Here is a 26,016-nt window from a genome sequence, read left to right on the forward strand (position 1 = left end):
AAGTTGAATTACTCTAATAGAAATTATAATTCAATGAAACTCGATATGAATGCTCCAAATTGCACTATTCAACTTAGGAATTATCTAAATAAATAGCAGTTGTATTTTTTTAAAAAAAAAAAAAATAACAAATTGAAGTTGCTGACGAGTTAAGATAAAAAAACAAAAATTATACTGAAGCTCAAAAACTTGAATCAAATTTAATTCTGAATCAGGGTTTACCCTGATTCCCACTCAGGGTAAACCCTGATTTTTATCAATATTTTGCATTAAAAATAGGATTCCCGATGCAAGCTCATTAATTTTGAAGCATCAACATTCGAATATCAACATGATGAAAACCAATTTACTTTTTGGATTCTTATGTTGCTGCTTATTCTACCATAATGGATATTCCCAAAAGCTGATTTTGGGTGGCTCCTCTGGCAGCGACATCAAAGTATACAGCAGCGACAGCTGGAAACCCCGCAATCGTCCGGACAGTTGTCCACCCACTGCAACCATCAACGGCCAGGGTATGTTGTTTGACATACTCAATGCCAGTCGATTTTTATTTCAATCTGGTATGGGGGCTGGTTACGATGACATTCGAAATCTTGCTGGCATTGACTTTGCTGATTGGATAGACCAACAAATCAAGATTCCAGCTACCAATTATTTAAAAGAAACTCGGGATGTACATCATGAAGTACTTGACTGGCATTTTTCAACCGGAGGAGATTCAGCAAGCATTGCACTCAGTCCAAATTGGATTCATTTTCAATATGCCTGGTGGACAGCACATCAAAAAAACCAAGACCGCTTAAGACAGCGCGTTGCGTTGGCTTTGAGCGAACTTTTTGTGATTTCTCTGGATTCTGATTTGCAAGGTTTTGGTGAAGGGTTGGCAAGTTATTACGACATCATGTCAAGAAATGCTTTTGGAAATTTTAAAGATATTTTAATGGCAATAAGCCTCCATCCGACGATGGGTTTTTATTTAAGCCATCTCAACAATCCAAAAACCGACAGCATTGAAAATACGCGTCCAGATGAAAACTATGCCCGTGAAATCATGCAGCTTTTTTCAATTGGACTCAGCGAACTGAATCCGGATGGAAGTTTAAAATTAGATAGCCTTGGACAAGCCATCCCAAGTTATGATCAAAAAGACATTAAAGAACTAGCAAAAATATTTACAGGATTGGGTCTGGGTGCGGTTGTTCCCAACATGTATACTGATACTGCTGTGTTTGGCATGGGCATTTATCTTGCAGATATGACCAAACCCATGCGTATGTATGAATTCTGGCATGAACCCGGTGAAAAAATAATGCTTGATGGAAGTATTATTCCTTCCGGTCAACAAGGCATGAAAGACATTCAAGATGCTGTGACCTATTTATTTAATCATCCAAATGTAGGCCCTTTTATAGGGAGACAATTAATTCAACGTTTAATTAAATCCAATCCTTCTCCTGATTATATTGAACGCGTAACAGCCGTTTTCAATAATGATGGAAAGGGTGTCAGAGGAAATATGGGCGCTGTAATCAAAGCAATTCTTCTGGATCCTGAAGCACGGGATTGTGATTGGATGTTGGATGCTACTAATGGTCAACTTCGTGAACCGATCGTACGCTATGCTCATTTTACTTCGGCAATGGACATCGAACAATACTACGATCGATTTTGGAATATCGGATATGAATTTTTTACAAACACGGGTCAAATTCCATTAGCAGCACCTACCGTTTTTAATTTCTACTCTCCTTTTTACAGACCTAAAGGTGAACTAGATAAAGCTGGTTTATATGGACCTGAATTTCAAATTCACAATTCCAGAACCAGCATCGGTTTTATCAATCAAGTTAATAATTGGGCTGTTTACGATTATGTTATGTACAGTTGGGAACGAGATGATCCTTATACCATTTTAATGTTAAATGAATTAGAAGATCTTGCAGCAGAACCAGAAGTGTTGGTAAATCGATTGGATATTTTATTAACGCATGGGAATCTCAGTGATCGTACCCGTGGAATTATCAAAGAAACCATCAGTAAATTTATTACCGGTAGTTATCGAGAGTCAAGGGTGCGAATGGCTTTATACTTAATGATGATTTCGCCCGATTACGCCATCTTTAAATAAAAACAACATGAGTCAACATAAACTATCAAGAAGAAAATTTGTAGGACAGGTCAGTTGTGCTGCGCTTGGCTATACATCCATAATGAATTCACTGATCCATTTAAAAGGAATCAATGCATTGGCAGCATCCAGTTCGATGATGGATCCTCAATACAAAGCATTGGTTTGTTTAATGCTTTCTGGTGGGAATGATTCCTACAACATGATCGTGCCTATGGGTAACAAGGAATACAACGATTATGCTAAAACACGATCCAATTTGGCTTTGCCTAAATCTGAATTATTGCCCATTCAGGTGAATAATACACCTGGACGAACCTTTGGATTACATCCGGCATTAAAAGGCTGTCAGAAAATGCATGAGGATGGCAAAATGGTTTTTGTTTCTAATGTCGGTACGTTATTAGAACCTACCACCAAAGATGGATTTTACAACAACTCAGTGAAATTACCATTGGGACTTTTGTCACATTCCGATCAATCCATTCAATGGCAGTCTTCCTTAGCAGATAAACGTTCTACATCCGGCTGGGGTGGACGCATGTCTGATTTAATTCGAGACATGAATTCCGCAACAGAAATCAGTATGAATATTTCTCTTGCAGGAACTAATTTATATCAAACCGGAAACGAGACCATCGAATTTGCGATTGATCCCCGTTATGGAAGTATTGGGATCAGTGGCTATCGTCCTGATAACACCTACGATCAGTTTAATATACTTCGAACTTCGGCGATTGATACCCTATTGGATTATGAATACAAAGATATTTTTCAAAAAACCTATATCGATGTGGTGCGGAGTTCAAGAGATGGTCACATCAAATTTACTGGAGCATTAGACAAGGCTCCCACTTTACAAACACAATTTACCGACAATGATATCTCCCAAGCATTTAATATGATTGCGCGTACGATTTCTGTACATGAAGATTTAGGATTTAAGCGTCAGATATTCTTTGTGAATTTTTATGGTTGGGATCATCACGATGAAGTATTAAACAATCAGAATGAAATGTTGGGAATTGTAGATGGTGCTTTGTTACAATTTAATGCTGCGATGGAAGAACTGAATTTGTCTAATCAGGTTACCACATTTACTGCTTCAGAATTTGGACGTTCCTTAATTTCGAATGGTAATGGAACGGATCATGCCTGGGGTGGAAATGCGATGGTTATGGGAGGCGCTGTGAATGGCAAGAAGATCTATGGAAAATTTCCATTACTGGCTTCCAACAGCGATTTGAATGTGTATGACGGCATCATGATACCAACCACTTCGGTTGATCAGTATTTTGCTGAATTGGCATTATGGATGGGTGTACAAGCCTCCGATCTTTCGTATGTACTTCCAAACATCGGACATTTTTATGATCCGAATTCCGGTAAAGCCCCTATTGGATTCTTAAAAATTTAAACTGCAGACATGAAAAAAATTATACTTTTTATAAATATTGTATTTTGTCTTGAACTAAATGCACAGTGTTTTCCGGACCGCCATTCTACCAATTGGTTTGATGCTTGGGTTTCTTGTCAGGAAAAAGAAAACCCCAACCCGGTAAATAAACCAGGACATTGGATTTTATTTGATTTAACAAACCAATATGAAATTGATAAAATAAAATTCTGGAATATCAATGATCCGGATCGGTTGAACTGGGGAATGAAAGATGTATTGATTGATTATTCTGTAGACAGTATTTTATGGTCGAATGCAGGAACGTTTAGCTTGCAAAAAGCAGATGGCACCAATCGTTATGAAGGCATGGACTGGACCGATGTCGTCATTCCTAAAGCACGCTATGTATTAATCAGTGGTTTAACCAATTATGGTGGAAGCTGTGCTGGTTTTGCTGAAATCCGTTTTTCAGCAGAGAAAATCAATATGGTAACAGACAACAATAATCCCGATTTGCCAATTGCTAATGAATTGGATATAAAAATTGAACCCAATCCGTTTTCTTTGGCTACCCGTTTAGAATTTAAGGGCAACTCGAATGAGCCGCTTGAAATTCAAATATCCGATTGGTTTGGAAGACCTATTTACTCAGAGCAGTTAACACTCAATAAATCGTATCAAAGTATTCGTATTCATACTCAACAATGGATTGCAGGTGCCTATTTATTGACATGCAAACAGGGCAATCAAATAACTCGAAAGCAATTGATTAAGATATAGCATTGCATTTCACTTGAAATTTATGCAATAAATGCTAAACGTTTATTTTATAAAATATAAATTTGAAAGCAAACTAATTGTCTAACAAATTAATAAATGCATCCATTACATCACCTCCTCCATTTAATTGGGAAGCATGGTATCGTGAAATCGGAGGCCGCAAGATAAAGATCGAAGAGGTAGATCAAATCCTTAAACAGATTTACGAAGAACAATATAAGCAGTTTGAAGGTGTAATAAATCCGGTAAAAACTGATTTTGATTCTCCTCAACATGCTGCACTATTGATCAAAGAACACGCACTTAAATTCGGAGCTGATCTGGTTGGAATTTGTAGAATAGAAGCCAGTGATGTTTATCGCGGAAAACAAGTAACACATAGCCATGCCATTGCTGTGGGCCAACGAATGCTCTGGCGTAAATTCCAAGTGGTCCCCTCTCAAGAAAGTGCCATTGAATGTTTGCGAGTTTATTATAGTTTGGGTGAAACCGTTATTCAACTTGCATCTTATATTCGAAGCTTAGGTTATTCCTGTAAAGTTGAACATCCGATTGGAGATAGTGATATTTTGCACATCCCTATAGGATTAAAAGCAGGATTTGGTGAATTAGGAAGACACGGCTCTATTATTAATCCGAAATTAGGTCCCCTTTTTCGTATGGGTAGTGTGATTTGTTCTATTGAAATGGCATGCGACCAACCCATAGATGCAGGCATAGGTAAATTTTGTGATATTTGTAAAGCTTGCAGAATTTATTGTCCCGCGAAAGCGATTCCTGATAATCGCTCACCAGAAGCAGGTAAAGATCACCTTGGATTGGATCGTTACATAGTTGATACAGGAAAGTGCTTCCCTTATTTTGCATCGCATTATTATTGTTCAGCTTGTCTGCCAGTTTGTGTTTACAATCACAAAGAATGGGCCCGCGATTTTGAAGGCCACCAAACAAAATTATTTCCTGAAGTCATTTTTGAAAAACCTCTGGAACCTGCGGATGGCGTCCCTGAAAATTTAAGGCATGAATACAATCGGGTGCATCGCTAATTTATTTATTGAATTACTCGATATTTAATATTTTCTTCAAAATCAGAAAATCCTAAAATCAAATTATTCTCATCGATATGAGTTAAATAATAAATCACACTGTCTTGTTCGATAAATTTATCATTACCCAATAGTTTCCATTTTGAAAACAAAACATCAGGATCCAGAGAATCACATTTATTAACTCCTTGATGAAATTCTAGAATATTATTGGCTGCATACACATTAAAATTATCTAAATCACAGGAATCTAAAAAATCATTGGTCACATCGTTCCCATTCACTTTGATGGAAACTAGCATCCATTTATTATCAAGGAGTGTTTTATGAACGTCTATGGGTAAGGATTCATTTCCACACGAAAATCCAATCAGTAAACAAAGAAAAATAAAATAGAAGGTAGTTGGTTTCAATTGGATAATTTAAAATACTAATTACGAATGTATAAACGATAATTCGTATAAATAAATTCCCGATAAAAATTAATTTACCGGGAATTAAAATTTAATTATTTGAATTTAAAATTTATCTCCATGCGCTCAATATACCCTGCATTATAATTAAGCAAAGGCCCCAATATCCAACGTTGATAAATGCCCAGGTCCAGGATCTTTTTTCAAAAATGGACAGCGTTCCAAAAATAGGCAGGATAATCATGATTGTATTAACGATCCCATGTGCCATACCATGTTGAAACGTTACATAGCTGTGTCCATCTGGTGCAACATCCTGACCAGGTCCAGTGACTTCTACAGCAAATTTTACGGCAAAAAGAAAAGAAAGCACCAATGCAACCAAATACCAAATCGGTTTAGGACCATTGCCCAAACTCTCTTGTGAAAATCCATTTGCATTCATCCAAGCATTTCCCATAACTTTTGGATGGTAATAAATAAAACCCATGATCATGGGAATTAAAGAGGCTACACCAATAGCCATCATGTTTAATTGTGGTTCCATATAAAAATATTTTGTTTGATTTAAAATAAAAGATTAATTCATTTTTTTCTTATCAATTTTCATTAGCAGGTCTCGGAAATTGAGTCCAAACATCATCCCCTGCCCGATCTATTGGAAGCTCCGCTAATTTGTTGTAGCGTCTCATATCAATCCATCGATGTCCTTCTCCATACAAAGAATACCTGCGTTGTTTCAATAGTTCCCTGATGAGTCCGTCTTTATCAGAAGCTCCGCTGTAGTCGGCTAATCCAGCAGCATTCCTGATAATATTTAATGATCGCACTGCATCAATAGTCAGCCCTTTTTGAATATAGTATTCTGCTTGTAATAATACCAATTCCTCATTACGTATTATTGGAATGGGGTCGGTATTTGTCGTATATAAAGCAAAATCAAATTCACTGGTCAAGCCATTTGATGTTGTTGGTGCGGTGCGCTTCTTTGCCTTATTAACGCGAGAATCATTTGCATCTGAATCTGCAATAAAGTTTGGATGCGCTAAACGCACCTCGCCACTTGCATTCAATGGATAAAATACTTCATTGAGAATATCGCCTCCTGATTTAGAGAATATATAATAAACACCAGTTTTAAAATCACCGTTTTCATTGATAAAGCTTTCTAATAAAGAAGCATTTACCCCATCCCAATTTTCACGGTACGCATTGACACGTGCACTCAAAGCCCGATTAAATTTCAAGAATGTGGCCGGATTATCAAATCCAGTAAAGCCTTTTCCAAGTTTCAAAGCAAATGCAACACCACCTAATTTTAGATCAGCAGATGCTTCATCTAATAATGCCGCTATTGCATTTAAGGAAGCAGCCTTATCTAAAAACGGACCTAGATTATCCGGATCTTCTACCTGTACTCTGATTCCGTTATCGTATTGCTGGTTAAACGCCATTAATAATTCATGTGCTTTAATTGTTTTAGCCAAGCCGTTTAGTGCTTTACGTTGTTCATCACTAAGTGCTGCTTTTGTATTTTTTACAGCAGTTAATAAAATATTACAATTTTTGATAACACGGTACCTCGCATTGTAGGTATTTTGAGTATAAAATGCCCCGGCGTCCAGTATTCCGGAAGAAGCACCCATCAACTCTCCTGTATATCTTGGGTCAGATCCAGAAAAGCGATAGACCTCTCTCCCAATAACACTGACTCCGTCAAAATAAATACCGTATTCATTCCGCATTGCTGCCTGGATTCCATCTAATAAATTTTGAAGTTCACTGATGGTTGCATTTGTTTCAATTGAGCCAATGCTTGGATTGTTAGGATCTTGAATATCATCTAATTCGCAACCAGATATTACTACCAGTAAACAAATTAACAAGCTCCAAATTCTATTTTTAATATTATTCACTATTGTTTTCATGACTGTAAATTTTTTCATTTAAAAAGTTGCGCCTATTGTAAAAACCAGACTCTTTGATGAAGGAAATGGAGTTACTTCAATTGCATTTGAAATTGCTCTAATTCCAAAATTAGATACTTCCGGATCATAACTATTGTAATCAAAAATGTTAATTAAATTTCTACCGGATATTCCAATTTTAACTTGAGCTTTATCATTAAACATAGCTTTTGGCAATTTATAAGTGAGTCCAATTTCACGCAAGCGAATGTAACTTGCATCTTCAATAAATACATGAGCACTGGAACCTAATTGGCTTACTCTATAATCACCATTGTTTAATTTATTGGCGGGGTCCAGGTTTTTTTCATCATAATCCGCACTGGTACCGGACAAGTCAGATAACAAAGTAGTTAAATTGATATTTTCACCTCCCTTCTTCCAATGAAACAAAAATGAAAGATCAAAATTTCCAAAACTTAAATTATTTGACCAGGAAAGGTTAAAATCAGGTTCAGCATCTCCCCATACACGCAATCCATCTGAATCAGAAGTATCCGATGTAGTACCAACAATTTGAGTTGGACTTTTTCCCTCTTCAATTTTAAATACACCTAAGATGGGGGCAAAACCTCCTTCATTAAACGCAGGAACTTTTAAATTTTCAATGGTTGCTGTATTTTTCCAAAAACCAAAGCGCGTATTCCAATTAAAATTTCTTCTTTGGATAGCATTTACAGCCAAGCCAATTTCAATTCCATTGTTTTTTAATTCTGCTGCATTTAGCCATCGATTGGTGAATCCAGTTGATCCGGGCACTTGAACTTGTAAAACCAAGTCTTCAATATTTTTTATATAATATGTAAAATCCAATAACATTCGATTCTTAAATAAGCCCAAATCAAACCCTGTTTCAATTTCAGTTTGTTTTTCTGGACCTAATTCACTAAAGCCTAAGGTACGCCCAATGATTGATCCTGTTGAACCATCAATAACAATTGAATTTAATGGCGTGTAAATAGAACCAAATCGCGCAAAATTTCCGGATTGTCCATAAGCAACGCGCAATTTCAAATCGCTAAGATGATCATTTGCACAATTTGCCAGTTTTGTAATGTTTGCTGCTATAGATGCTTTAGGATAATAATATAATTTATTTGCATCCCCGTTATTTGAGGATTTATCAGCACGCAAACCTACAGTTACTATAAGTTTATCGTCCCAGTTGACCTCTTCCTGTGCAAAAAAACCACGGTCCTTTTGAATCACTTTAGTTTGCAACACAGAAACAGATCCAGCTTGATTTAAATTAGATTGAGACCCAATCAGAAAGTTGGATTTATTAAGAATTGAATTCTGATCAAAATTTTCAGCAGTCAATCCTATTTGAGTTCTCAATCCAATACTTCCAGGTTGCCATTGATGTACTATAAATGCACCAAAATTTTTATTTGTATTTAAGGTAGTACCTAAAATGGATGCGCCATTGGTTCCGTTCCCATCTTTTTGCCATTGCAAGGTACTAGGTGCTAAAACTGTTGTCAACAAAGTATAGTAATCCAATCCTCCGCGGCCTACTAATTTTAAAGATGACTTTTGACCTTGGTAAAGTGCTATACTTAATGATCCACCAGCAATAAACCGGTTCACATTTTCATTGTTTTTCATAAGCGCACCGGTTTGAAGAAAATTTGACGGTGCATAAGGATTGTTTGGATAGTTTCCTTGATCATCTGCATGCAATTCGGCCCATGCTGGAGTACTTACCAAGGAGACGCCCATGGTGGCTGAGGAATTATCATTATTAAAGAATCCTCTATCTGCTTCACTCTTCATATAATTAGAACTCAATGAAAGATCAATTCGCTTAGAAATTTTACGATCTAAGTTCAATCTAAAGTTCAGTCTTTCGTAACCGGTATTTTTAACAATACCTTCCTCATTCTTATAAGTCATACCGGCAAAATATTTGGTTTTATCATCACCCCCACTAATATTTAAGCGAGTATTTGATAAAAATCCTGTATTGCCATATAATTCATCTTCATAATCATAAATTTTTCCAGCATTTTGAGCTACTGTAAATGCATTTAATCCATTCACTCCAAAATGAGTCCGGGCTTTTGCTGTATCCCATGTACGTGCACCAAGCAAACGGATAGCGCTATTGAATCCAACACTTTGAGAAACATCAATTTTAGTTTTACCAGCTTGTCCACGTTTTGTAGTAATAATTACAACTCCGGCGCCAGCACGGGAACCGTAAATTGCAGCAGCGGAAGCGCCTTTTAAAATTTCAATCCGGTCTATATCTTCCGGATCCAAATCAGCAATTCGATTGGAAGGGTTGTCCTGGTCTCCTGCTGGTCTTCCATGCCTATATGCTAAAGAAAGCGAATTAAGTCCGGAAGCAATCGAAGAATTATCAATATAAACCCCATCGATAATAAATAAAGGCTGAGAATTACCCGTTAATGTAGTGACCCCACGCAACTTGATTGCAATCCCACCGCCTGGAGCGCCGGAATTAGCAACAATATTTGCACCGGTAAATTTTCCATAAAGGGCCCCATCCATAGTTTGTTGGACGGTAGTACCGGTAAGATCTTTGCTTTCAATGGATGCTACTGCATTTGCTGCATTGCTTCTTTTAATTGAAGTAGCCAAGCCCGAAACGATGACTTCGTCCATTACGGTAGCTTTGCCACTTAAAGTGATTTCCTGCATGGATTCACCAGCATTCACTTGTTTTTCGATGTCGGCATACCCGAGATAGGCAATCACCAGAATTGCCGAAGATCCTGGAACTTCCAACGAATATTTCCCATCAAGATCCGTATAGGTTCCTATGGTTGTTCCCTTTACCTGAACGGCAACACCGGTAAGGGGGTTTCCCTTTTCATCCGTAATCTTACCCGATGCAGTAAATTGGGCATTAAGGTTCATGGAAATAAAAAGACCTAACAATAGAATAAGCCTTTTAAACTTAAATTCTTGAAACATAATCGTAAATTTTGGATTAGAAATTTGGACCAAAGTAATCCATTAAATCTAAAAACGTGCCAAAATTCAACAATTAAAAATAAGCTTAAGGCTAAATGCCAAATAATATTTTGTGAGCTTGGAATAATTGCCGTTGAAAACCAAATAAAAATATGAACTTAAAATTAAATTAGACAGCCATTTCTTGTTCTACTGTTATAGGGAGTATCCATCCATGGGTATCGGCAATCCTTCCTTTTCTAATTCCGTTAATTTCATTCTTGAGCAAAGTAGATAAGCCCCATTGGGAGGCATCAAACAATAATTCATTGTTTTTATAGCCGATTCGGTTGACATTTGCAACTACAGCTGCGGTACCAGCGCCGAAAACTTCGATCAATTCTTTATTTTTATAGGCCGCATAGATTTCTTCCATGCTTACGGGTCTTTCTTCAACTTTATACCCTTTATCTTTCAATAAGGTAATGATGCTATCCCGGGTAATCCCTTGCAAAATCGTTCCACTAAGATTGGGTGTCAGTACAACATCTTTGAGGACAAAGAAGATATTCATTGTTCCAACCTCTTGTACATATTTAAATTCATGTGCATCCATCCACATCACCTGATCATACCCTTTATCCTTTGCCAATTTCGTTGGATACAGTGCTGCACCGTAATTACCGGCAGCTTTTGCTTCACCAACTCCCCCATCTACAGCTCTTACATATTTTTCTTCTACCAATAATGAAACAGGTTTATTATAATAAGGACCTGAAGGCAAGTTCATAATCATCAATTTATAGGTATCGGATGAACGTACACCAACAAACTCATCCGTTGCCATCATAACCGGTCTGATATACAATGCACAATCTTCTCCTTTTGGAATCCAGTCTTTATCCAATGCAACCAACTGACATAATGCATCAACAAATAGATCGGTTGGAAATTCTGGCATGCACATTCTATGAGCAGACACATTTAAACGATCTGCATGATCATAGGGTCGAAATAATAATGGGGTCCCATCATCCGTAATGGAGGCTTTCATTCCTTCAAAAATTCCTTGACCATAATGCCAGGCCATTGTTGCTGGATGTAAAGGAATTCGCTCTAATGGACGTATTTCAAAATTTTTCCATTGTTGTCCGTCAAAATCCGCAATAAACATGTGATCTGCAAACACCTTTCCAAAAGGAATGTTGTTGAAATCGACCTCACTAATTCTTGATTGACGGGTCCGCGTGATTTTGATTTTGTGGTCCATATGATTCGTTTTGACAAAAATAATGAAATCTGCTTTGTTTTTATAATTTTTATTTCTTTAATTTACAACAGTTAACGGAAGTTTTGGTTTTGAAAAAAGTAGTCAGTCAATCACACACGTATTCCATCCCTGAAATCAATTCAGTTTCATTGGATCTACTTGATTCGCATTCCTGGTTGGTATTTGTATCCGAAAGCGAACTTGCTCAAACAAACCTAACAGATCTATTAAAGAAAATTGTCCATGCTTTAAATATATCATGGGATCACGATGTGAAAATTAGCCCATTTAATACAACAACTTGCATGCAATTCAATCAATTTGTAAATAGCTCAATAAAATTTATTGTAGGATTTGGTATTAATCCAATGCAATTAAGTTTACAAGGATTTGATACCAAACACCAGGTTTATTCTATTTATAATAAACACTTATTATTTGCAGATTCTCTTGAAACATATTCGAATGATCAATCCAAAAAAGTTTTATGGAAAGCATTACAGGAGATGAAGTCTTAGTTGCCAATAGGTAGGCAATCATTTACAAACTTGAATGAATAATTTAATAATATATTTTCCAAATCGCACTGCAAACACATGAATATTTACTTCTGCTCATGCTTTTATTAATTTATTATATTTTAATTCTTCCAGCGAGTAAGCGAGATGACGCTACGCTCCCATAATTATTTATTCTTAATTTTTAATTCGTAATTGAAATGCTCCTCCTGCTCGCATCTAAAAATCCAAATAAGAAGAAGGAAATGGAAGCCTTCCTTCCAAATGAATATGAAATTAAAGATTTAAATGATTTAAGTTTTGATAAAGAAATTGAAGAAAATGGAAAGAGTCTTGAAGAAAATGCATTGATCAAGGCAAGGTATTTTAAAGAAGCAACTGGTTTAAATTGCATTGCTGAAGATTCCGGTTTGGAAGTTACTGCATTAGATAATGAACCAGGAATCTATTCTGCGCGTTATGCAGGATTGCAAAAAAGTGATCAGGATAATATCAAATTACTTTTATTTAAATTGAACGGACAGTCAAATCGCGATGCTCAATTTCGTACAATTATAGCATGTATACTGGATGACCAGGAATATTTGTTTGAAGGTATTATTAAAGGAGTCATTGCAGAAAATCCGCGAGGTGATTCTGGATTTGGATATGATCCCGTTTTCATACCAGTTGGATACAATCAAACGTTTGCTGAATTAGGGATTGAAACCAAAACAAAAATCAGTCATCGTACGGAAGCACTCAAAAAATTAATTCACCATCTTGAGGATTATAAATAAAAATCTAAAATCGTACAACCAGCCAAAACGACACTGGCAATTCCATTGGTAGTAAAAAAAGCTAGATTGATTTTACTTAAATCACCCCGACTAATAATCCGGTGTTGAATAAATAATAAAACAATAAATGCACTGCTTCCCAAATAACTTAAATAATTTAAACCGAATTCCTGATGAAGAATCCAAGCACCTATAATGATACTTACAGCGCAAACCAGATGCAAACAACTTGAAACTAACAAGGCTTTGGACATTCCAAAGCGAGCTGGAATGGAATACAATTGGTGTTCCTGATCAAAGCGAATGTCTTGTAATGCATAAATAATATCAAAACCTGCAACCCAACAGATTACTGCAACGGAATAAAGGATAGGCAAAAAGTGAAAATGACCTGTTACCGCCAAATAGGCCCCAATAGGTGCTAAGGATAATCCCAAGCCTAAAAACACATGGCAAAACCAAGAAAAACGTTTGGTATAACTATATCCTAATACAATTAACAAAGCAATTGGAGACAACAGAAAACAAAGCCAATTTATAAAGTAGGCTGATACTAAAAATACAAGGGCATTGAATGCAACAAATAGCAAAGCATGTTTAGATGATATAATACCAGAGGGTATTTCCCGAATCACCGTCCGGGGATTTAATTTATCAATATCCCGGTCTGCCCATCGATTGAAAGCCATCGCAGCATTTCGTGCTGTTACCATACAAATTAATACCAAAGCAAAAAGTTGCCAATCCAAAATACCATTTCCCATGGCTTTGGTGCCAATAATAAATCCAATTGCAGCAAACGGCAAGGCAAATACCGTATGACTAAATTTAACCAATGATAAATAATTCTGAATTTGTTTCATATTCGTATAAACAAAAAACCCACCCTGTAAAAACAGGATGGGCCTCTATAAGTTTTGAAAATAAAGCTTATTTTATTGCTGGAGTAGCCGGTGTTTTAGGAGCTTTAGGATCTTTTTTTACAACACCTGTAATTGTCAAATAGGTTTGTGGAGGATTGGTGTTTGCAGTAACAGTAACTTTTTTAGTTTGTTTTGAACCATCATCACTGCCTTTGCCTTTAGAATCAAATTCAACTTTGATTTCACTGGTAGCACCTGGAGCAACTGGCTCTCTTGGCCAATCTGGAACTGTACAACCACAGCTTCCTTTTGCATCAGATATAATTAATGGCTCGCTTCCAGTGTTTTTAAATTTGAATGCATATTTTACGTGCTCACCTTCAACGATTTCACCAAAGTCATAAACCATTTCTGTAAACTCCATTGATGTAGTTGGGCCTGTTGGAGCAGCCGCAGCAGCACCTTCAGCAGCCATAATAGTTCCTGGCTCTGCGCTTGGTAAACCAGCTGCATTTGCAGCAGTACCTGCTTCAGTAGTAGCAGCTGCATCGGTACCAGCAGCTTTGTCATTCTTGCAAGAAGTGATTCCTACAAGGGCTACAAAAAGACCAAAAGAAAAGAATTTTAAATTTTTCATGATTTAAATATGATTTTTTACTTGTTAGATTGAGAATGTAAAATTAACCTACCTTAAAGTAACACCATTTATTCTATTTCAAATGTATTGTTAATGATTACTAAAACCTGATTTTTGATTGAATCCAAAGATCAAATTCTGCAATCGACTTTGTATTCAAACAATTATTCTTTGTCAAGCCTCCCTTTCGTGCTGAAAGAACGCCGTAACGGATATCCCGGATGCCTTTCAAATTATGTGCATCTGGATTGATGGATACTTTCAAGCCTTTTTCCATGGCATAAGGGATCCAAGTCCAATCCATATCAAGACGTAGCGGATTGGCATTCAACTCCATTACCACTTCATTTGCAATACAGCTATCAATCAATTCTTTAAATCGCAACGGATAGCCTTTTCTGGATAATAATAAACGGCCCGTTGGATGTCCCAATATTCTAGTAAATGGATTTTCAATGGCTTTAATCAATCGATTCATTGCTTTTTCTTCATCCATTTTTAGATTGCTATGAACAGAAGCAATCACTAAATCAAATTTTTTCAATATTTCATCTGAATAATCTAAACTGCCATCACTTAAAATATCAGATTCAATTGATTTATAAATTTTAAATGGGTGTAGTTTTTCATTAAGTACATCAATCTCTTTCCATTGTTTAATTAAGCGTTCTTCTTGCAATCCATTTGCATAAAAAGCAGATTTTGAATGATCCGAAATTACAAAATATGAATAACCCAAGCGAATGCACTCTGCTGCCATTTGCTCAATCGAATAAATACCATCACTGTAATTGGAATGATTGTGAATAACTCCTTTGATATCTTTCTCTGAAATCAGATTTTTATCATCAAATGAATTGTAATCTTCCAGATCGCGACATTCAGGAACAATGTAAAGGAGTTTAACACTTTCAAACAAACTTACTTCATCAACTGCATGTGAATTCTTTAAAACCGAATCAAACTTCTGCAAGAATTTTTCAGATCCTCCAGTCAACCGCAGTTGCTCTTGCGCCCACTGACTTGAATCCGTTTTATAAATAGTTACCGGAATTAATTCATTCCAAAGATAGTTTTCCTCTTTATTCAAAAGTTTTTCAGGCAATTGGAAATCATTTTCATTTGTAAGAAGTTCTATACACGATAAAGTTGGCATGGCTCTGCGTAAACTTCCTGTAAATTCAAACCGTACCTGTGGATTTAAAATATGAAGTTGCTCCAGTAAAATTTTTGCCTCTCCTTCAAGTTGAGCAAATAAAAATAAATTTTGCTGACTGTTAAAATATTCAATACTTTGAATGACTTCCTTTTGCAATTTATCTCCAAATCCTTTCAATTCAACCAATCGGTTTTCGTAACAAGCATACAATAATTCACCCGGTGACTCTACCTTTAATTCATTCCAAATGGTTTTTACTTTTTTGGGACCGAGTCCTTTAATACGTAAAATTTGGCGAATGCCTATCGGAGTTTTAGCACGAAATTCTTCAAGAATTGCAAAGCTGCCACTGCGTTTAATTTCCTCCAATTTATCCATGATGGTTGCTCCAATCCCTTTGATTTGCATCCATGCTTCGCGATCCAGCTCAAGTAATGGCTCGTCTAATTTTCGCAATGCGAGGTATGCGTTTTCGTAGCTACGGATTTTAAAAGGATTTTCTTCATGCAACTCCATCAAAGAAGCGAGTTCATGAAATAAACCTGCAATGTCTTTATTTGTCAAGCTGAATTGTATTATTGGAATGCACCATTACATTCCTGATTCAATTATTTTACACGCATTTCCATGCGGGTCATTCGGATGTGTCTGTTTTGGCTGGATCTGAAAATACCATAAGCCACAACGAGACCCATTGGCAATAGAAAATTCAGGTATTTCAAACTGGATCGTTTGGAATCGCTAATTTCTTCTATGGGTCTGGTTTCAACGGATTTGGTACGCAAATCAATCAAACCCGTATCATCGCTCAGATAATCGATACTATTCACTAATAAATTAATGTTATCAGCATTTTGCCTCCGTTGGTCTTTGCCATTAATTGCAAAATCACCGTCACTAAAAACAATCAATTTGCTGGCCTGATTTCCTACCAAATTTCCTTCCAATACAGCCCCTACGCAAATATTTTTTTCTGGAAAATCAGCACTGGTCCACTGCCTTTGAACATCAAATCTTAACGGCGCTTTCTCTCTGGCAGAAGCTTCTGATGTGTATAAAAAAGGTACAAACTGAATTCCGGTAGTAGTTTTAAAATTCAGTGGACTTGCAAACTCCAACATGACTTGTTCAAGGCCTTTGGTAACTGGATGATTTGGAAATTTTTGAATCAAGGGCAAATAAGGAAATTGGACCGGAGATGAAAAAGAAAAGAATCCTTGTTGTTGCTGCACATTCACTTGTCCACAGCGCGTATCTCGAACCAATGCATCTTCAATTTCCAAGCCTTTAGTCATCAACCATTCTTTTAATCCTGTATTCATTGGATTTGCCATTCCGTATTGGATATTTGCATCAACCTGATTAATCGCAAGTATTAAATTTCCACCTTTTGAAAGAAATTGATCTAGTCGTTGCAAGTCTGCAGGGGGTATGCTGTCGGTAGGACGCACCATAATCAGCGTTTTAAATGCTGATAAATCTACCGTATCGTTATTAATGTATGCCGAACTAATATTATATAATATACTCAATTCCTGATAAGCTTGAGCCAATTCTTGTATGGCTGGTTCACCATGACCCTGGATAAATCCTATTAAAGGTTTATTTTTTCCTACCAATTTTTTTATACCGGTAGCAAAGGCATATTCCATTGCGGTGCCTGGTTGAATAATCGGAATGGCTTCTTTTTTATCACCTGCTTTAATTACTGCGCCTAAAAATGCTTTCTGCTGTTTGGATTGATCTTTCTCTCTAACGTTGATCATTACAGGGCGAATGCCTTCTTTTGTGGCTTCTTCTTCCTTTTGGGCATCTTTATTTGGCGCAATAAATTTGTAGCTAAATTTTCCTTTAGAGATACTGGAAAATTCATTGAGTAAGTTTTCCAACTCCTCACGTACTTTGGTAATATCAACCGGCAAGTCATCTGAAAAATAAGCAGTTACTTCAACGGCATCATCCAAATTGTTTAAAATATCTTTACTAGCTTTCGAAAGTGTAAATTCATTATTCTCTGTTAGATCAAAACGAAGGAACACGTAACGGCTTGCATAATTAATTCCAAGCAATACCAAAATGGCCAACAGGATTACATTGATTTTTGATTTAAACATAGTCTGTCTTATTTAACCCGTTTTGAAATAAATAATTCTGATAAGAGCAAGCCGGCAATGGTCAAACTTGCAAAAAACAAAATGTCTTTTGTATCTAAAACCCCTTGTGCCAAAGACTCAAAATGTCGATTCACACTCAGGCCACTGAGCAGTTGGGCCACAAAGCCTCCGGAATTATAACTCATCATATCAAATATGAAATGAAAAAAGACTCCGATGAGTAAGGCTAATAAAAAAGCAACTATCTGGTTGTTGGTAATGCTGCTTGCAAACAAACCTATACCGATATATGCTGCACTCATAAGGAGCAAACCGAGATAACCACAAAGGGTTGCACCATGATCGATATTTCCAATTTGACTTACTGTAATGTAATAACTAACCGTAAAAAGCAAAGCAATTCCAATCAGCATTAAACACGCAAGAAATTTTCCTAAAATAATTTGGCGTGCTGTGATGGCTTTGGTCAATAACAATTCAATAGTACCAGATTTATTTTCTTCTGCAAGCATTTTCATCGTGATCGCAGGAATAAAAAAGAATAAAGTCCATTTTGAAACACTAAAAAACACTTCCAAATCAGCTTCTTTCCGCATAAAGATATCGGAACCGGTAATCCAGGTAAAAAATCCACTGAAGCCTAAAAATGCAATTAATAAAATATATGCAGTTAGAGAATCGAAGAAGGAATTCAACTCTTTTTTTGCAATGATCCAAACGGGATTATTCATACAAGATTAATTTATGGTTAAGTCTCTGAAAATATCTTCCAATTTTGTTTCGAATGGGATCATTTCCAATAAATCCCAGTGGTTTTGCACACAAGCACGATACACCATTCGATTGAGTTCATCTCCTGAATTGCTTTCTATTTCAAAGCGCTTGTTTAAGGTATCAACCAACATGACTTTCTGCAAGCCTTCAATGAGTCGGAGCCCTTCTGCAATCTGTTCTGCCGGAGCACCATCAATGCGAACTTGTAACAAACTTTTGCCCTCAGATTGTTTTCGAAGTTGCTGGACTGTTCCATCTGCGGCAATTTTTCCTTTATTGATGATAAGAATCCGATCACAGGTAGCCTCTACTTCAGGCAGAATGTGTGTACTGAGAATGACTGTTTTCTCACGTCCTAATTTGCGAATCAGTTCCCGGATTTCTACGATTTGATTGGGATCTAAACCAGTGGTCGGCTCATCCAGGATTAAAACTTTTGGATTGTGGATGATCGCCTGAGCCAAACCAACCCGTTGCCGGTATCCTTTTGACAGTTCCCCAATCTTTTTGTGTTTTTCAACATCCAGTCCACAAATGCGCACCATTTCGATGACTCTGGAGGGAACTTCTGATTGTGGAACCGATTGCAATGCTGCTGCAAAAGCCAGATAATCCATAACCGGCATGTCTTCATACAGCGGATTGTGTTCAGGAAGGTATCCAATTTCACGACGGATGTCTACATCATATGAACTGCTGTTATCATACCAAATCGTCCCCGAGTCTGGTTGCATATACTGTGTAAGCATTTTCATGGTGGTCGTTTTGCCCGCCCCATTGGGCCCCAGGAAACCGACAATTTCACCGGATTTAATATCGAATGAAATGGAATCCACTGCTTTTTGATTGCCGTAACTCTTTGTTAAATTGTCAATGCGAACATCCATGGTTCTTAATTTTGTTTGCAAAAATAAGTTTTCCTGATAAGCAAGTTGCTTTATGAAAAACTTAAAGTGTGTGAATCAATTGTGAATGTTTTTTAGAATCCCGATAATCCTAAATGAAATAAGTCCTCTATTCAAAATTCAGCAAGAAAACATATATAATTTTTACTAATATATTCCTACTTTTAGGCTGAAATCAAAGTGTGGTAGCTAAACCCCAACATATCTGTTATCTGGTGTCCCATGGATTTGCAGCCCGCATGTTGATGCAAACCAATCTATTGGGCTTGTTGCGGGAAAGAAACTTTGAAGTGAGTTTGGTTGCTCCGGATGCATTGGATCCTAATTTGATGAGCTACTGCTCAAATAATGGCATTCAATTAATTGAATATAAACCGTCCGGCTGGATTTGGAAATCGCATTACATGTTGTACCGCATGTATTTTCTGGAAGATATCAAAAGCAATCCTGCATTGTACGAAAAACATTATTACGAAACACATCTGCTTAATCACCGATTTTGGATTTTAAAATACCTACCCTATGTGTTAATGTGTTTTTATAATTTATTCCGGAAGATTCCGATTCTTAGAAAATTTTATTGGACATGTGAACAACAGTTTTTAAAATCAAAGCAGGCCATTGCATTAATTCAAAAGATCAATCCACATCTCGTAATCGCAACGTATCCTGTTAATCCTGCTGAAGGCATTTTATTATACAACGCAAAAAAACTCCAGATCAAAACTTCCATCCATTTATTGAGTTGGGATAATATCACCTGCAAAGGGCATTTTTTAGCTCTGGCTGATTATTACTTAGCCTGGGGGCCTGTAATGGAGCAAGAGTTTATTGAAAAATACCAGATTCCTAAAGATCGAATTTATTGCTGTGGTGTGCCTCATTTTGATATCCATACTCAAACTAAAAATCAAGCAGTCCGAACGGACATTTTAAAATCTTTGCAGATCGACCCGGATAAACCCTGGATAGTATTTGGAATGAGTTCGCCCCGGTTTGCACCCAGAGAAATTGACATCGTAGAATATTTGGCTAAAAAGATTAAAGAGAATGCTTTTGGAGAAACCATGCAACTCGTTATCCGACCCCATCCTCAAAATGTAAAAGGTTGGATGGCTGATCCGGAATGGATCCGTCGTTTAGAATCCTTAAAAAATCATCGCATCCTTTTATTTTATCCTGAAATGTCAGAAAGCTCCTTGTTATGGAGCATGGATCAGACGGATTTCCAAAAACTATCCACAGTATTAAGCGGTTGTACTGTTTGTATCAATTCGTGTTCAACTTTGTCGATGGATGCCTTGATGGTTGGGAAAGGAAACATTGCGCCTATGTTTGATGGCTATGAAAAATTAAATTACTGGCATTCTTCCCGAAGGTTGTTGGATTATACCCATATAAAAAAGTTTGTTGCCTTGGGTGGCAGCCAGGTGGTAACAGATTTTGCTTCACTGAATTCTGAAATCTTAAATTTTATTTACAATCCAAATTATCAACTAACACAACGGAATCACTGCATTGAGCATGAATTTGCTTTTGAAGCTCCGAGTGCTACCCATACCTCATTAAATGCAATTGAAGCGATTGCATTTCAAACTAAAAACGCAGTGGATGAATTGTAAAATTTGTAAGACTCTAAATGAAACCATAAAATATAAATTGCGGAATGCAAATGTTATTATTTGCAATCATTGTGGATTTCATTACAGCAATTATTTAGACCCGCCACAGGATAATAGCAAAATGCCTGTTGACACCGAACCCTCCTTAGAAATCCAATCTTATTTAAGCAATCAGTTGCAGTACAATAAAAAGCGATTTGAAAAGCATGCAGCCCTGGTAAAAAAACACTTAGAAGGGAATACAAAATCCAAGATACTCGATGTAGGATGTGGCGGTGGGCTTTACCTATCTTTAATGCATTCTGAAGAAACTGAATGCTATGGCATTGAACCGGAATTAAACAGACTTAATTATGCAAAAAAAATTAGTGGATTAAAACACATTGTACCCTACCCGATTGATTCTGAATACTGGCTAACGAACCATGCCAATAGCTTTGATGTCATTACACTGTGGGATGTTATTGAGCATGTTAATGATCCGGCATTAATTTTTTCTAGTGCAAAGCAATTGCTTAAAAAAAATGGCATCCTGATTATCGATACTCCCTGTCGGGATACTTTTTTTCATAAATTTGGTGAATGGACCTACAAACTTTCCTTTGGAAGATTCCCAACATTTTTAAATATCATGTACTCTGATCATCTTTTTGGTCATAAACAAATTATATCAAAAACTGACTTCAATATTCCACTTAAAATAAATCACTATGAATTGCACCATTTGCAGTTAATAAAAGAATTTACTTTTCCGATTAAATTCTATTTAGAAAAGTTACATTTTCCAAAATTATTTATAGCATTTTTTGCAGGAACTATTTCTTATTTATTAGATTTCCTACCTATAAAAAATAAATTGCTTATGATTGCTGGTTTAAAAAACTAAATCAAATAAAATTATAAAATGAATACATTCAGTCGATTTTATTTTAATTCGTATTTTCTCATCCAATAACCAATTGCCAATAAGCTTTGAATGCAATAGGATGCATCCACTTGATTGTTTTTATTAAGCATTGACAACTGCCTTATTTGATTCATATCAAATGCATTATTGCTTTTAGAGTTTAACAATTCGAGTTGGTTGAGTACTTCTTTTTCATAATCTGTAACAATCCACTTTCTAATTGGAGCTCCAAAACCGGTTTTGGGTCTATAGATTAAATCTTTTGGCAAATACCGCTCGGCCACTTTCTTTAATAAATATTTACTGACACCATTTTTTACTTTAAGTTCCGGGGGAATTCTTGTGCTGAGTTCGATGAGCTCCAAATCTAAAAAAGGTACGCGTAATTCAACTCCAAATAGCATACTTGCTTTATCAGAATAATTGAGATTATGATCACCTAAAAAAAATTTCATATCCCAAAATAATAATTTGTTGAGCGCATTCTGTTCTCCAGGTATATTAGAAAGATTCTCTAAAAGTATTTTAGCTGGATCATAAGACTCTAACTCGTTTCTGATCGTTTCTGAAAACAAATTCAACAAAGCTTGTCGGTCCATCCAACGGTAATTTTCAGCCAATACCTCGTCTAAGGTTTCGTATTGATATCTTGCTAAAAATTTTCTAAGACGCCTGGATTTTGGACCCTTCCCCATAACAGAAACTCCTACCTTGCAAATTAATTTTCGAATGCCGTTTGGTAAACCCATGAGCCATTTATCATAACGCACTGCCTGGTGTCTTCGGTAACCGGCAAACAAATCATCTCCACCAACCCCGCCAAGTAAAACAAAGCAACCCTTGGCTCTTGCCTGTTTTGCGATGTGTGCCACATAAATCGGTGCCACATCTGCTTGCGGTTCATCCAGTTGAATAACCATTTCCTCAAACTCTCTCAGATAATCCAGTTCTCCACTTACTATTTCCAGTTCGATATTAAGCAGTTTAGCAAGCTGTTTGGCATAAGGTAAATCATCTGCAAAGCCATCTGCACCAGATTGCATTTGTGTATTGATCGTATAGCCCTTGAGTAAGGCATTGGGCTGCAATTTTCGAGCAATTGCTGCAATTAAACTGGAATCCAATCCCCCACTTATAAAATATGCTACCGGAACATCTGAAAGCAATTGCCTGGATACTGCTTTTTGCAAACCAGCATCAATCAAGTCAATCCATTCTGCTTCTGACTTCGTATCATAGTTCCCATTAAATGGAATTTCATAATACTTGAATGTTTCTACAATTTCTTGTTTTAAGATATTATAGCGAATAAAAGAACCAGGCACTAATTTTTTAACCTGTTCAAAAGGGGTTTGTGCCCCGGGAGACCATAAAAAATTTAAATAATTAAACAGTGCTTTATAATCCAAACTACGATCCCAGTCACTGAGTTTATCAAATGCCTTTAATTCCGAACTGAATGCAAATCCCTCTGGTGTATCCAGATAATAACAGGGTTTAACACCCAATGGATCCCGTACGATAAATAGTTCGTTTGCATGCTTGTCATAAATTACTGCTGCAAAAATACCATTGAGTCGCTTAAAGCTATCCGTATGCCATTCAACAAATGCGTTTAACATGGTTTCGGCATCACACAGAGAGTTAAAGTAATATTTTACTTCAAGTGTTTTGCGCAACTCCCAATGATTGTAAATCTCACCATTTACCAAAATACAATAGCGCCCATCTGCGCTCCACATGGGTTGATGTCCAGCTGCAGATAGATCCTGTATTGCAAGCCGGTAATGAATCAAACAAAGGGATTCTTCCTGGTACATACCAAAGTCATCCGGCCCTCGATGTTTAATCATTTGAGCGGCAACAGCTGCTTCAGATTGCCATTTAGTTGAGACGAGCCCGAATATTCCGCACATTATTTAAGTAACATTTTCCACACCATATATTTAAACTAATAACTTATTAAAGCGATAAATTAAGTCCAAATTTATTTTCTCACTATCAAATTGCTTACTCCAAATTAAAGCATTTGAAGATAATTTACTGTAACTATCGACATTCAAATTTTCAATAATATTCAGTAAGGAATCAAAATCGTTCGCCGGAAATAATAATCCATTATATTGATCAATTACTATCTCCGGAATTGACATCCACTTGCTTGCAACTACCGGCAAACCACAGCTATTTGCTTCTATAATTGCCCCGGGATATCCTTCTCCCGGATGAATTGTAGGCAATAAGAGAACATCATAATTTAAAAATGTATTTGGAATTTGATCTTGATTTAATATACCCTTATAATAAGATTTGTTTTTTAAAAATAGATATTTATCACTAAGAATTGGGCCATAAATATCTAGAATATAATCACTATCCAATGAATCAATCAATCTTAATATAAAATCCATACCCTTTTGTTCAGTTATCTGTCCAAAATAGATAAACCTCTTTTTGTAAACCTTATTTATAGTATATGTTACATTAACACTTCTAGATGTTGGCAACCAACAAACTTTGCAGCCCAATAATTCATATTTTTGGATTAAATCTTTTGTTTGCAACAACAACAGGTGTGCTGATTTTAAGCATTTTAACAAAGCTTTTTGTACAATATTATTTAAACCCAAATAAAAACTATAAAAATCACCTCCAAATATTCTGATTATCAATTTACGATTCGATAACCATGTTAAAAAGAATATCGGGAAAGAAAAAAAGAGTATCCCCCGCGGACTCGCATTAAACATTAAAATATTTATACGGGGCAGATTGATTATAACTTTATATAAAACATAAACATAATTAATAAAATCAAATTTTCTTTTTTTATATTTATTCGTATTTATAATAATATGATTAATTTTATTAGAATCTAAATAATAAATTAAATTCTCAAAACTAACCGTTGTCCCACCAATAGAATCAAGATTATTGTTTCGCCTAGGTCCAATTAAGAGAATACTTAGAGCCAACTCTTTCACAACTACTGAACTTACAATTGATATATTTATAAATCTCGAACTTTAATTGCAGGCACTCCAGTCATCAAGGAATTTGATGATATATCAGATGCAACTATTGATGAAGCCCCAATGATTGCATTATTCCCAATTTTAATTCCTTTTAAAATTTTAACATTCTCTCCAATCCAAATATTATCTCCAATTAAAATTTTACTTATAACAAAACCCTTAAATGCTAAACAATCATTTTCTACTATATAATCATGATCGTGGTCATAAAATGACACATTTGGGCCTACCAATACATTATTTCCGATTTCAATTTCTTCATGGCAAACCATCCTTAAATTATCATTAAAAAAACAATTGGATCCAATTTTAACTTGCCCTTTCAAATCAATAAAACAATTTTCTCCAAAACAAACTTTTTCACCAAGTTTTAAACTTCCCTCTATATAAATACGGGCGTTTCTGCCAACCAAACCAATGCTTTTAAATTGGAATCGGCTCCCGTATCGCATTTTTAAATACAAAAAACGGAGGACACCAAAAACACGGCTAAAAAATGAATTTTTATGCGTTCTCATCTTTAAACTCGCTAATTTTAGCAACACATTATTGCAAATCTTGCTACTTTTATAGTATCTACAGTTAAAAGAATATATTATAAAAATATATATTGTGTAAATTTAGACCTATTTTTTAAATAAAAGCTATTTATTGTTAATATTATATTCATGACATTTAACCGTTAAATTACTTGTAACTGTTTGTATTACATAATTTTATAACTTATCCCTGGCAAAGCCCCTTCATGCTATATATTTATATTAAACAATTTAAT

The 26,016-nt window shown here is 36.0% G+C and carries 22 protein-coding genes; 8 read left to right on the forward strand and 14 right to left on the reverse strand.

What is annotated here, in order from left to right; all coding sequences use genetic code 11:
* Positions 1–304: 304 nt before the first annotated feature.
* The 4 genes from IPK91_04980 (at position 305) to IPK91_04995 (ending at position 5,356) form a co-directional block, all read left to right on the forward strand.
* Complete coding sequence (locus IPK91_04980) at positions 305–2,131, forward strand: DUF1800 family protein (protein ID MBK8296628.1); 1,827 nt, start codon at positions 305–307, stop codon at positions 2,129–2,131.
* Between the two features lie 7 nt (positions 2,132–2,138).
* Positions 2,139–3,548: a DUF1501 domain-containing protein gene (locus IPK91_04985; protein MBK8296629.1), complete on the forward strand. Its 1,410-nt coding sequence runs from the start codon at positions 2,139–2,141 to the stop codon at positions 3,546–3,548.
* A 9-nt stretch (positions 3,549–3,557) separates the two neighbouring features.
* A complete protein-coding gene (locus tag IPK91_04990; GenBank protein ID MBK8296630.1) occupies positions 3,558–4,310 on the forward strand; it encodes a T9SS type A sorting domain-containing protein in 753 nt (250 codons plus the stop codon).
* Between the two features lie 77 nt (positions 4,311–4,387).
* Positions 4,388–5,356: a hypothetical protein gene (locus IPK91_04995; GenBank protein MBK8296631.1), complete on the forward strand. Its 969-nt coding sequence runs from the start codon at positions 4,388–4,390 to the stop codon at positions 5,354–5,356.
* A gap of 5 nt (positions 5,357–5,361) precedes the next feature.
* Here IPK91_04995 and IPK91_05000 read toward each other — a convergent pair whose 3' ends face one another.
* The 5 genes from IPK91_05000 to IPK91_05020 form a co-directional block, all read right to left on the reverse strand.
* Positions 5,362–5,769, reverse strand: coding sequence for a hypothetical protein (locus IPK91_05000; protein ID MBK8296632.1), 408 nt, complete (start codon positions 5,767–5,769; stop codon positions 5,362–5,364).
* A gap of 112 nt (positions 5,770–5,881) precedes the next feature.
* Positions 5,882–6,316 (reverse strand): DUF1761 domain-containing protein, encoded by a 435-nt coding sequence (locus tag IPK91_05005; GenBank protein MBK8296633.1) that lies wholly within the window; start codon positions 6,314–6,316, stop codon positions 5,882–5,884.
* Between the two features lie 52 nt (positions 6,317–6,368).
* The gene (locus tag IPK91_05010; protein ID MBK8296634.1) at positions 6,369–7,697 is read right to left on the reverse strand and encodes a RagB/SusD family nutrient uptake outer membrane protein; all 1,329 of its coding nucleotides are present in this window, start codon (positions 7,695–7,697) and stop codon (positions 6,369–6,371) included.
* Positions 7,698–7,715: 18 nt separating this feature from the next.
* Entirely contained in the window at positions 7,716–10,679 is a 2,964-nt protein-coding gene (locus IPK91_05015; protein ID MBK8296635.1) for a SusC/RagA family TonB-linked outer membrane protein, read from the reverse strand.
* 169 nt (positions 10,680–10,848) lie between these two features.
* Positions 10,849–11,928 carry a branched-chain amino acid aminotransferase gene (locus IPK91_05020; protein MBK8296636.1) on the reverse strand — a complete coding sequence of 360 codons (1,080 nt, stop codon included), beginning with the start codon at positions 11,926–11,928 and terminating at the stop codon, positions 10,849–10,851.
* Positions 11,929–12,017: 89 nt separating this feature from the next.
* Between IPK91_05020 and IPK91_05025 the strand changes: the two genes are divergently transcribed.
* Together IPK91_05025 and rdgB are read left to right on the forward strand one after the other, a co-directional pair.
* A complete protein-coding gene (locus IPK91_05025; GenBank protein MBK8296637.1) occupies positions 12,018–12,446 on the forward strand; it encodes a hypothetical protein in 429 nt (142 codons plus the stop codon).
* A gap of 200 nt (positions 12,447–12,646) precedes the next feature.
* Positions 12,647–13,225 carry an RdgB/HAM1 family non-canonical purine NTP pyrophosphatase gene (gene rdgB / locus IPK91_05030; protein MBK8296638.1) on the forward strand — a complete coding sequence of 193 codons (579 nt, stop codon included), beginning with the start codon at positions 12,647–12,649 and terminating at the stop codon, positions 13,223–13,225.
* Here the strand turns inward: rdgB and IPK91_05035 are convergent.
* The 6 genes from IPK91_05035 to IPK91_05060 form a co-directional block, all read right to left on the reverse strand.
* Entirely contained in the window at positions 13,216–14,088 is an 873-nt protein-coding gene (locus IPK91_05035) for a 4-hydroxybenzoate octaprenyltransferase (protein ID MBK8296639.1), read from the reverse strand. The two genes, rdgB and IPK91_05035, sit on opposite strands and share 10 nt — an antisense overlap.
* Before the next feature lie 67 nt (positions 14,089–14,155).
* Positions 14,156–14,725, reverse strand: a complete 570-nt coding sequence (locus tag IPK91_05040) for a DUF1573 domain-containing protein (protein MBK8296640.1) — start codon at positions 14,723–14,725, stop codon at positions 14,156–14,158.
* A gap of 100 nt (positions 14,726–14,825) precedes the next feature.
* Positions 14,826–16,448, reverse strand: a complete 1,623-nt coding sequence (locus IPK91_05045; protein MBK8296641.1) for a DNA polymerase/3'-5' exonuclease PolX — start codon at positions 16,446–16,448, stop codon at positions 14,826–14,828.
* A 44-nt stretch (positions 16,449–16,492) separates the two neighbouring features.
* On the reverse strand, positions 16,493–17,998 hold the full coding sequence (locus IPK91_05050) for a Gldg family protein (protein ID MBK8296642.1): 1,506 nt from the start codon (positions 17,996–17,998) through the stop codon (positions 16,493–16,495).
* 8 nt (positions 17,999–18,006) lie between these two features.
* Entirely contained in the window at positions 18,007–18,729 is a 723-nt protein-coding gene (locus IPK91_05055) for an ABC transporter permease subunit (GenBank protein ID MBK8296643.1), read from the reverse strand.
* 6 nt (positions 18,730–18,735) lie between these two features.
* The gene (locus IPK91_05060) at positions 18,736–19,659 is read right to left on the reverse strand and encodes an ATP-binding cassette domain-containing protein (GenBank protein ID MBK8296644.1); all 924 of its coding nucleotides are present in this window, start codon (positions 19,657–19,659) and stop codon (positions 18,736–18,738) included.
* A 200-nt stretch (positions 19,660–19,859) separates the two neighbouring features.
* Here IPK91_05060 and IPK91_05065 point away from each other — a divergent pair, with 200 nt between their 5' ends.
* Together IPK91_05065 and IPK91_05070 are read left to right on the forward strand one after the other, a co-directional pair.
* On the forward strand, positions 19,860–21,299 hold the full coding sequence (locus tag IPK91_05065) for a hypothetical protein (protein ID MBK8296645.1): 1,440 nt from the start codon (positions 19,860–19,862) through the stop codon (positions 21,297–21,299).
* Positions 21,289–22,185, forward strand: coding sequence for a class I SAM-dependent methyltransferase (locus IPK91_05070; GenBank protein MBK8296646.1), 897 nt, complete (start codon positions 21,289–21,291; stop codon positions 22,183–22,185). Before IPK91_05065 ends, IPK91_05070 begins: the two co-directional genes overlap by 11 nt.
* Before the next feature lie 38 nt (positions 22,186–22,223).
* On the opposite strand, the gene asnB is transcribed toward IPK91_05070, so the two are convergent.
* From asnB to IPK91_05085, 3 genes are read right to left on the reverse strand one after another with little or no spacing between them, the layout of a single operon-like run.
* Positions 22,224–24,122, reverse strand: coding sequence for an asparagine synthase (glutamine-hydrolyzing) (gene asnB / locus IPK91_05075; GenBank protein ID MBK8296647.1), 1,899 nt, complete (start codon positions 24,120–24,122; stop codon positions 22,224–22,226).
* A 30-nt stretch (positions 24,123–24,152) separates the two neighbouring features.
* Positions 24,153–25,190 carry a glycosyltransferase gene (locus IPK91_05080; protein ID MBK8296648.1) on the reverse strand — a complete coding sequence of 346 codons (1,038 nt, stop codon included), beginning with the start codon at positions 25,188–25,190 and terminating at the stop codon, positions 24,153–24,155.
* Between the two features lie 26 nt (positions 25,191–25,216).
* The gene (locus IPK91_05085; GenBank protein ID MBK8296649.1) at positions 25,217–25,759 is read right to left on the reverse strand and encodes an acyltransferase; all 543 of its coding nucleotides are present in this window, start codon (positions 25,757–25,759) and stop codon (positions 25,217–25,219) included.
* Between the last annotated feature and the right edge of the window lie 257 nt (positions 25,760–26,016).

This window comes from Saprospiraceae bacterium, from assembly GCA_016712145.1.
Lineage (GTDB): Bacteria > Bacteroidota > Bacteroidia > Chitinophagales > Saprospiraceae > Vicinibacter.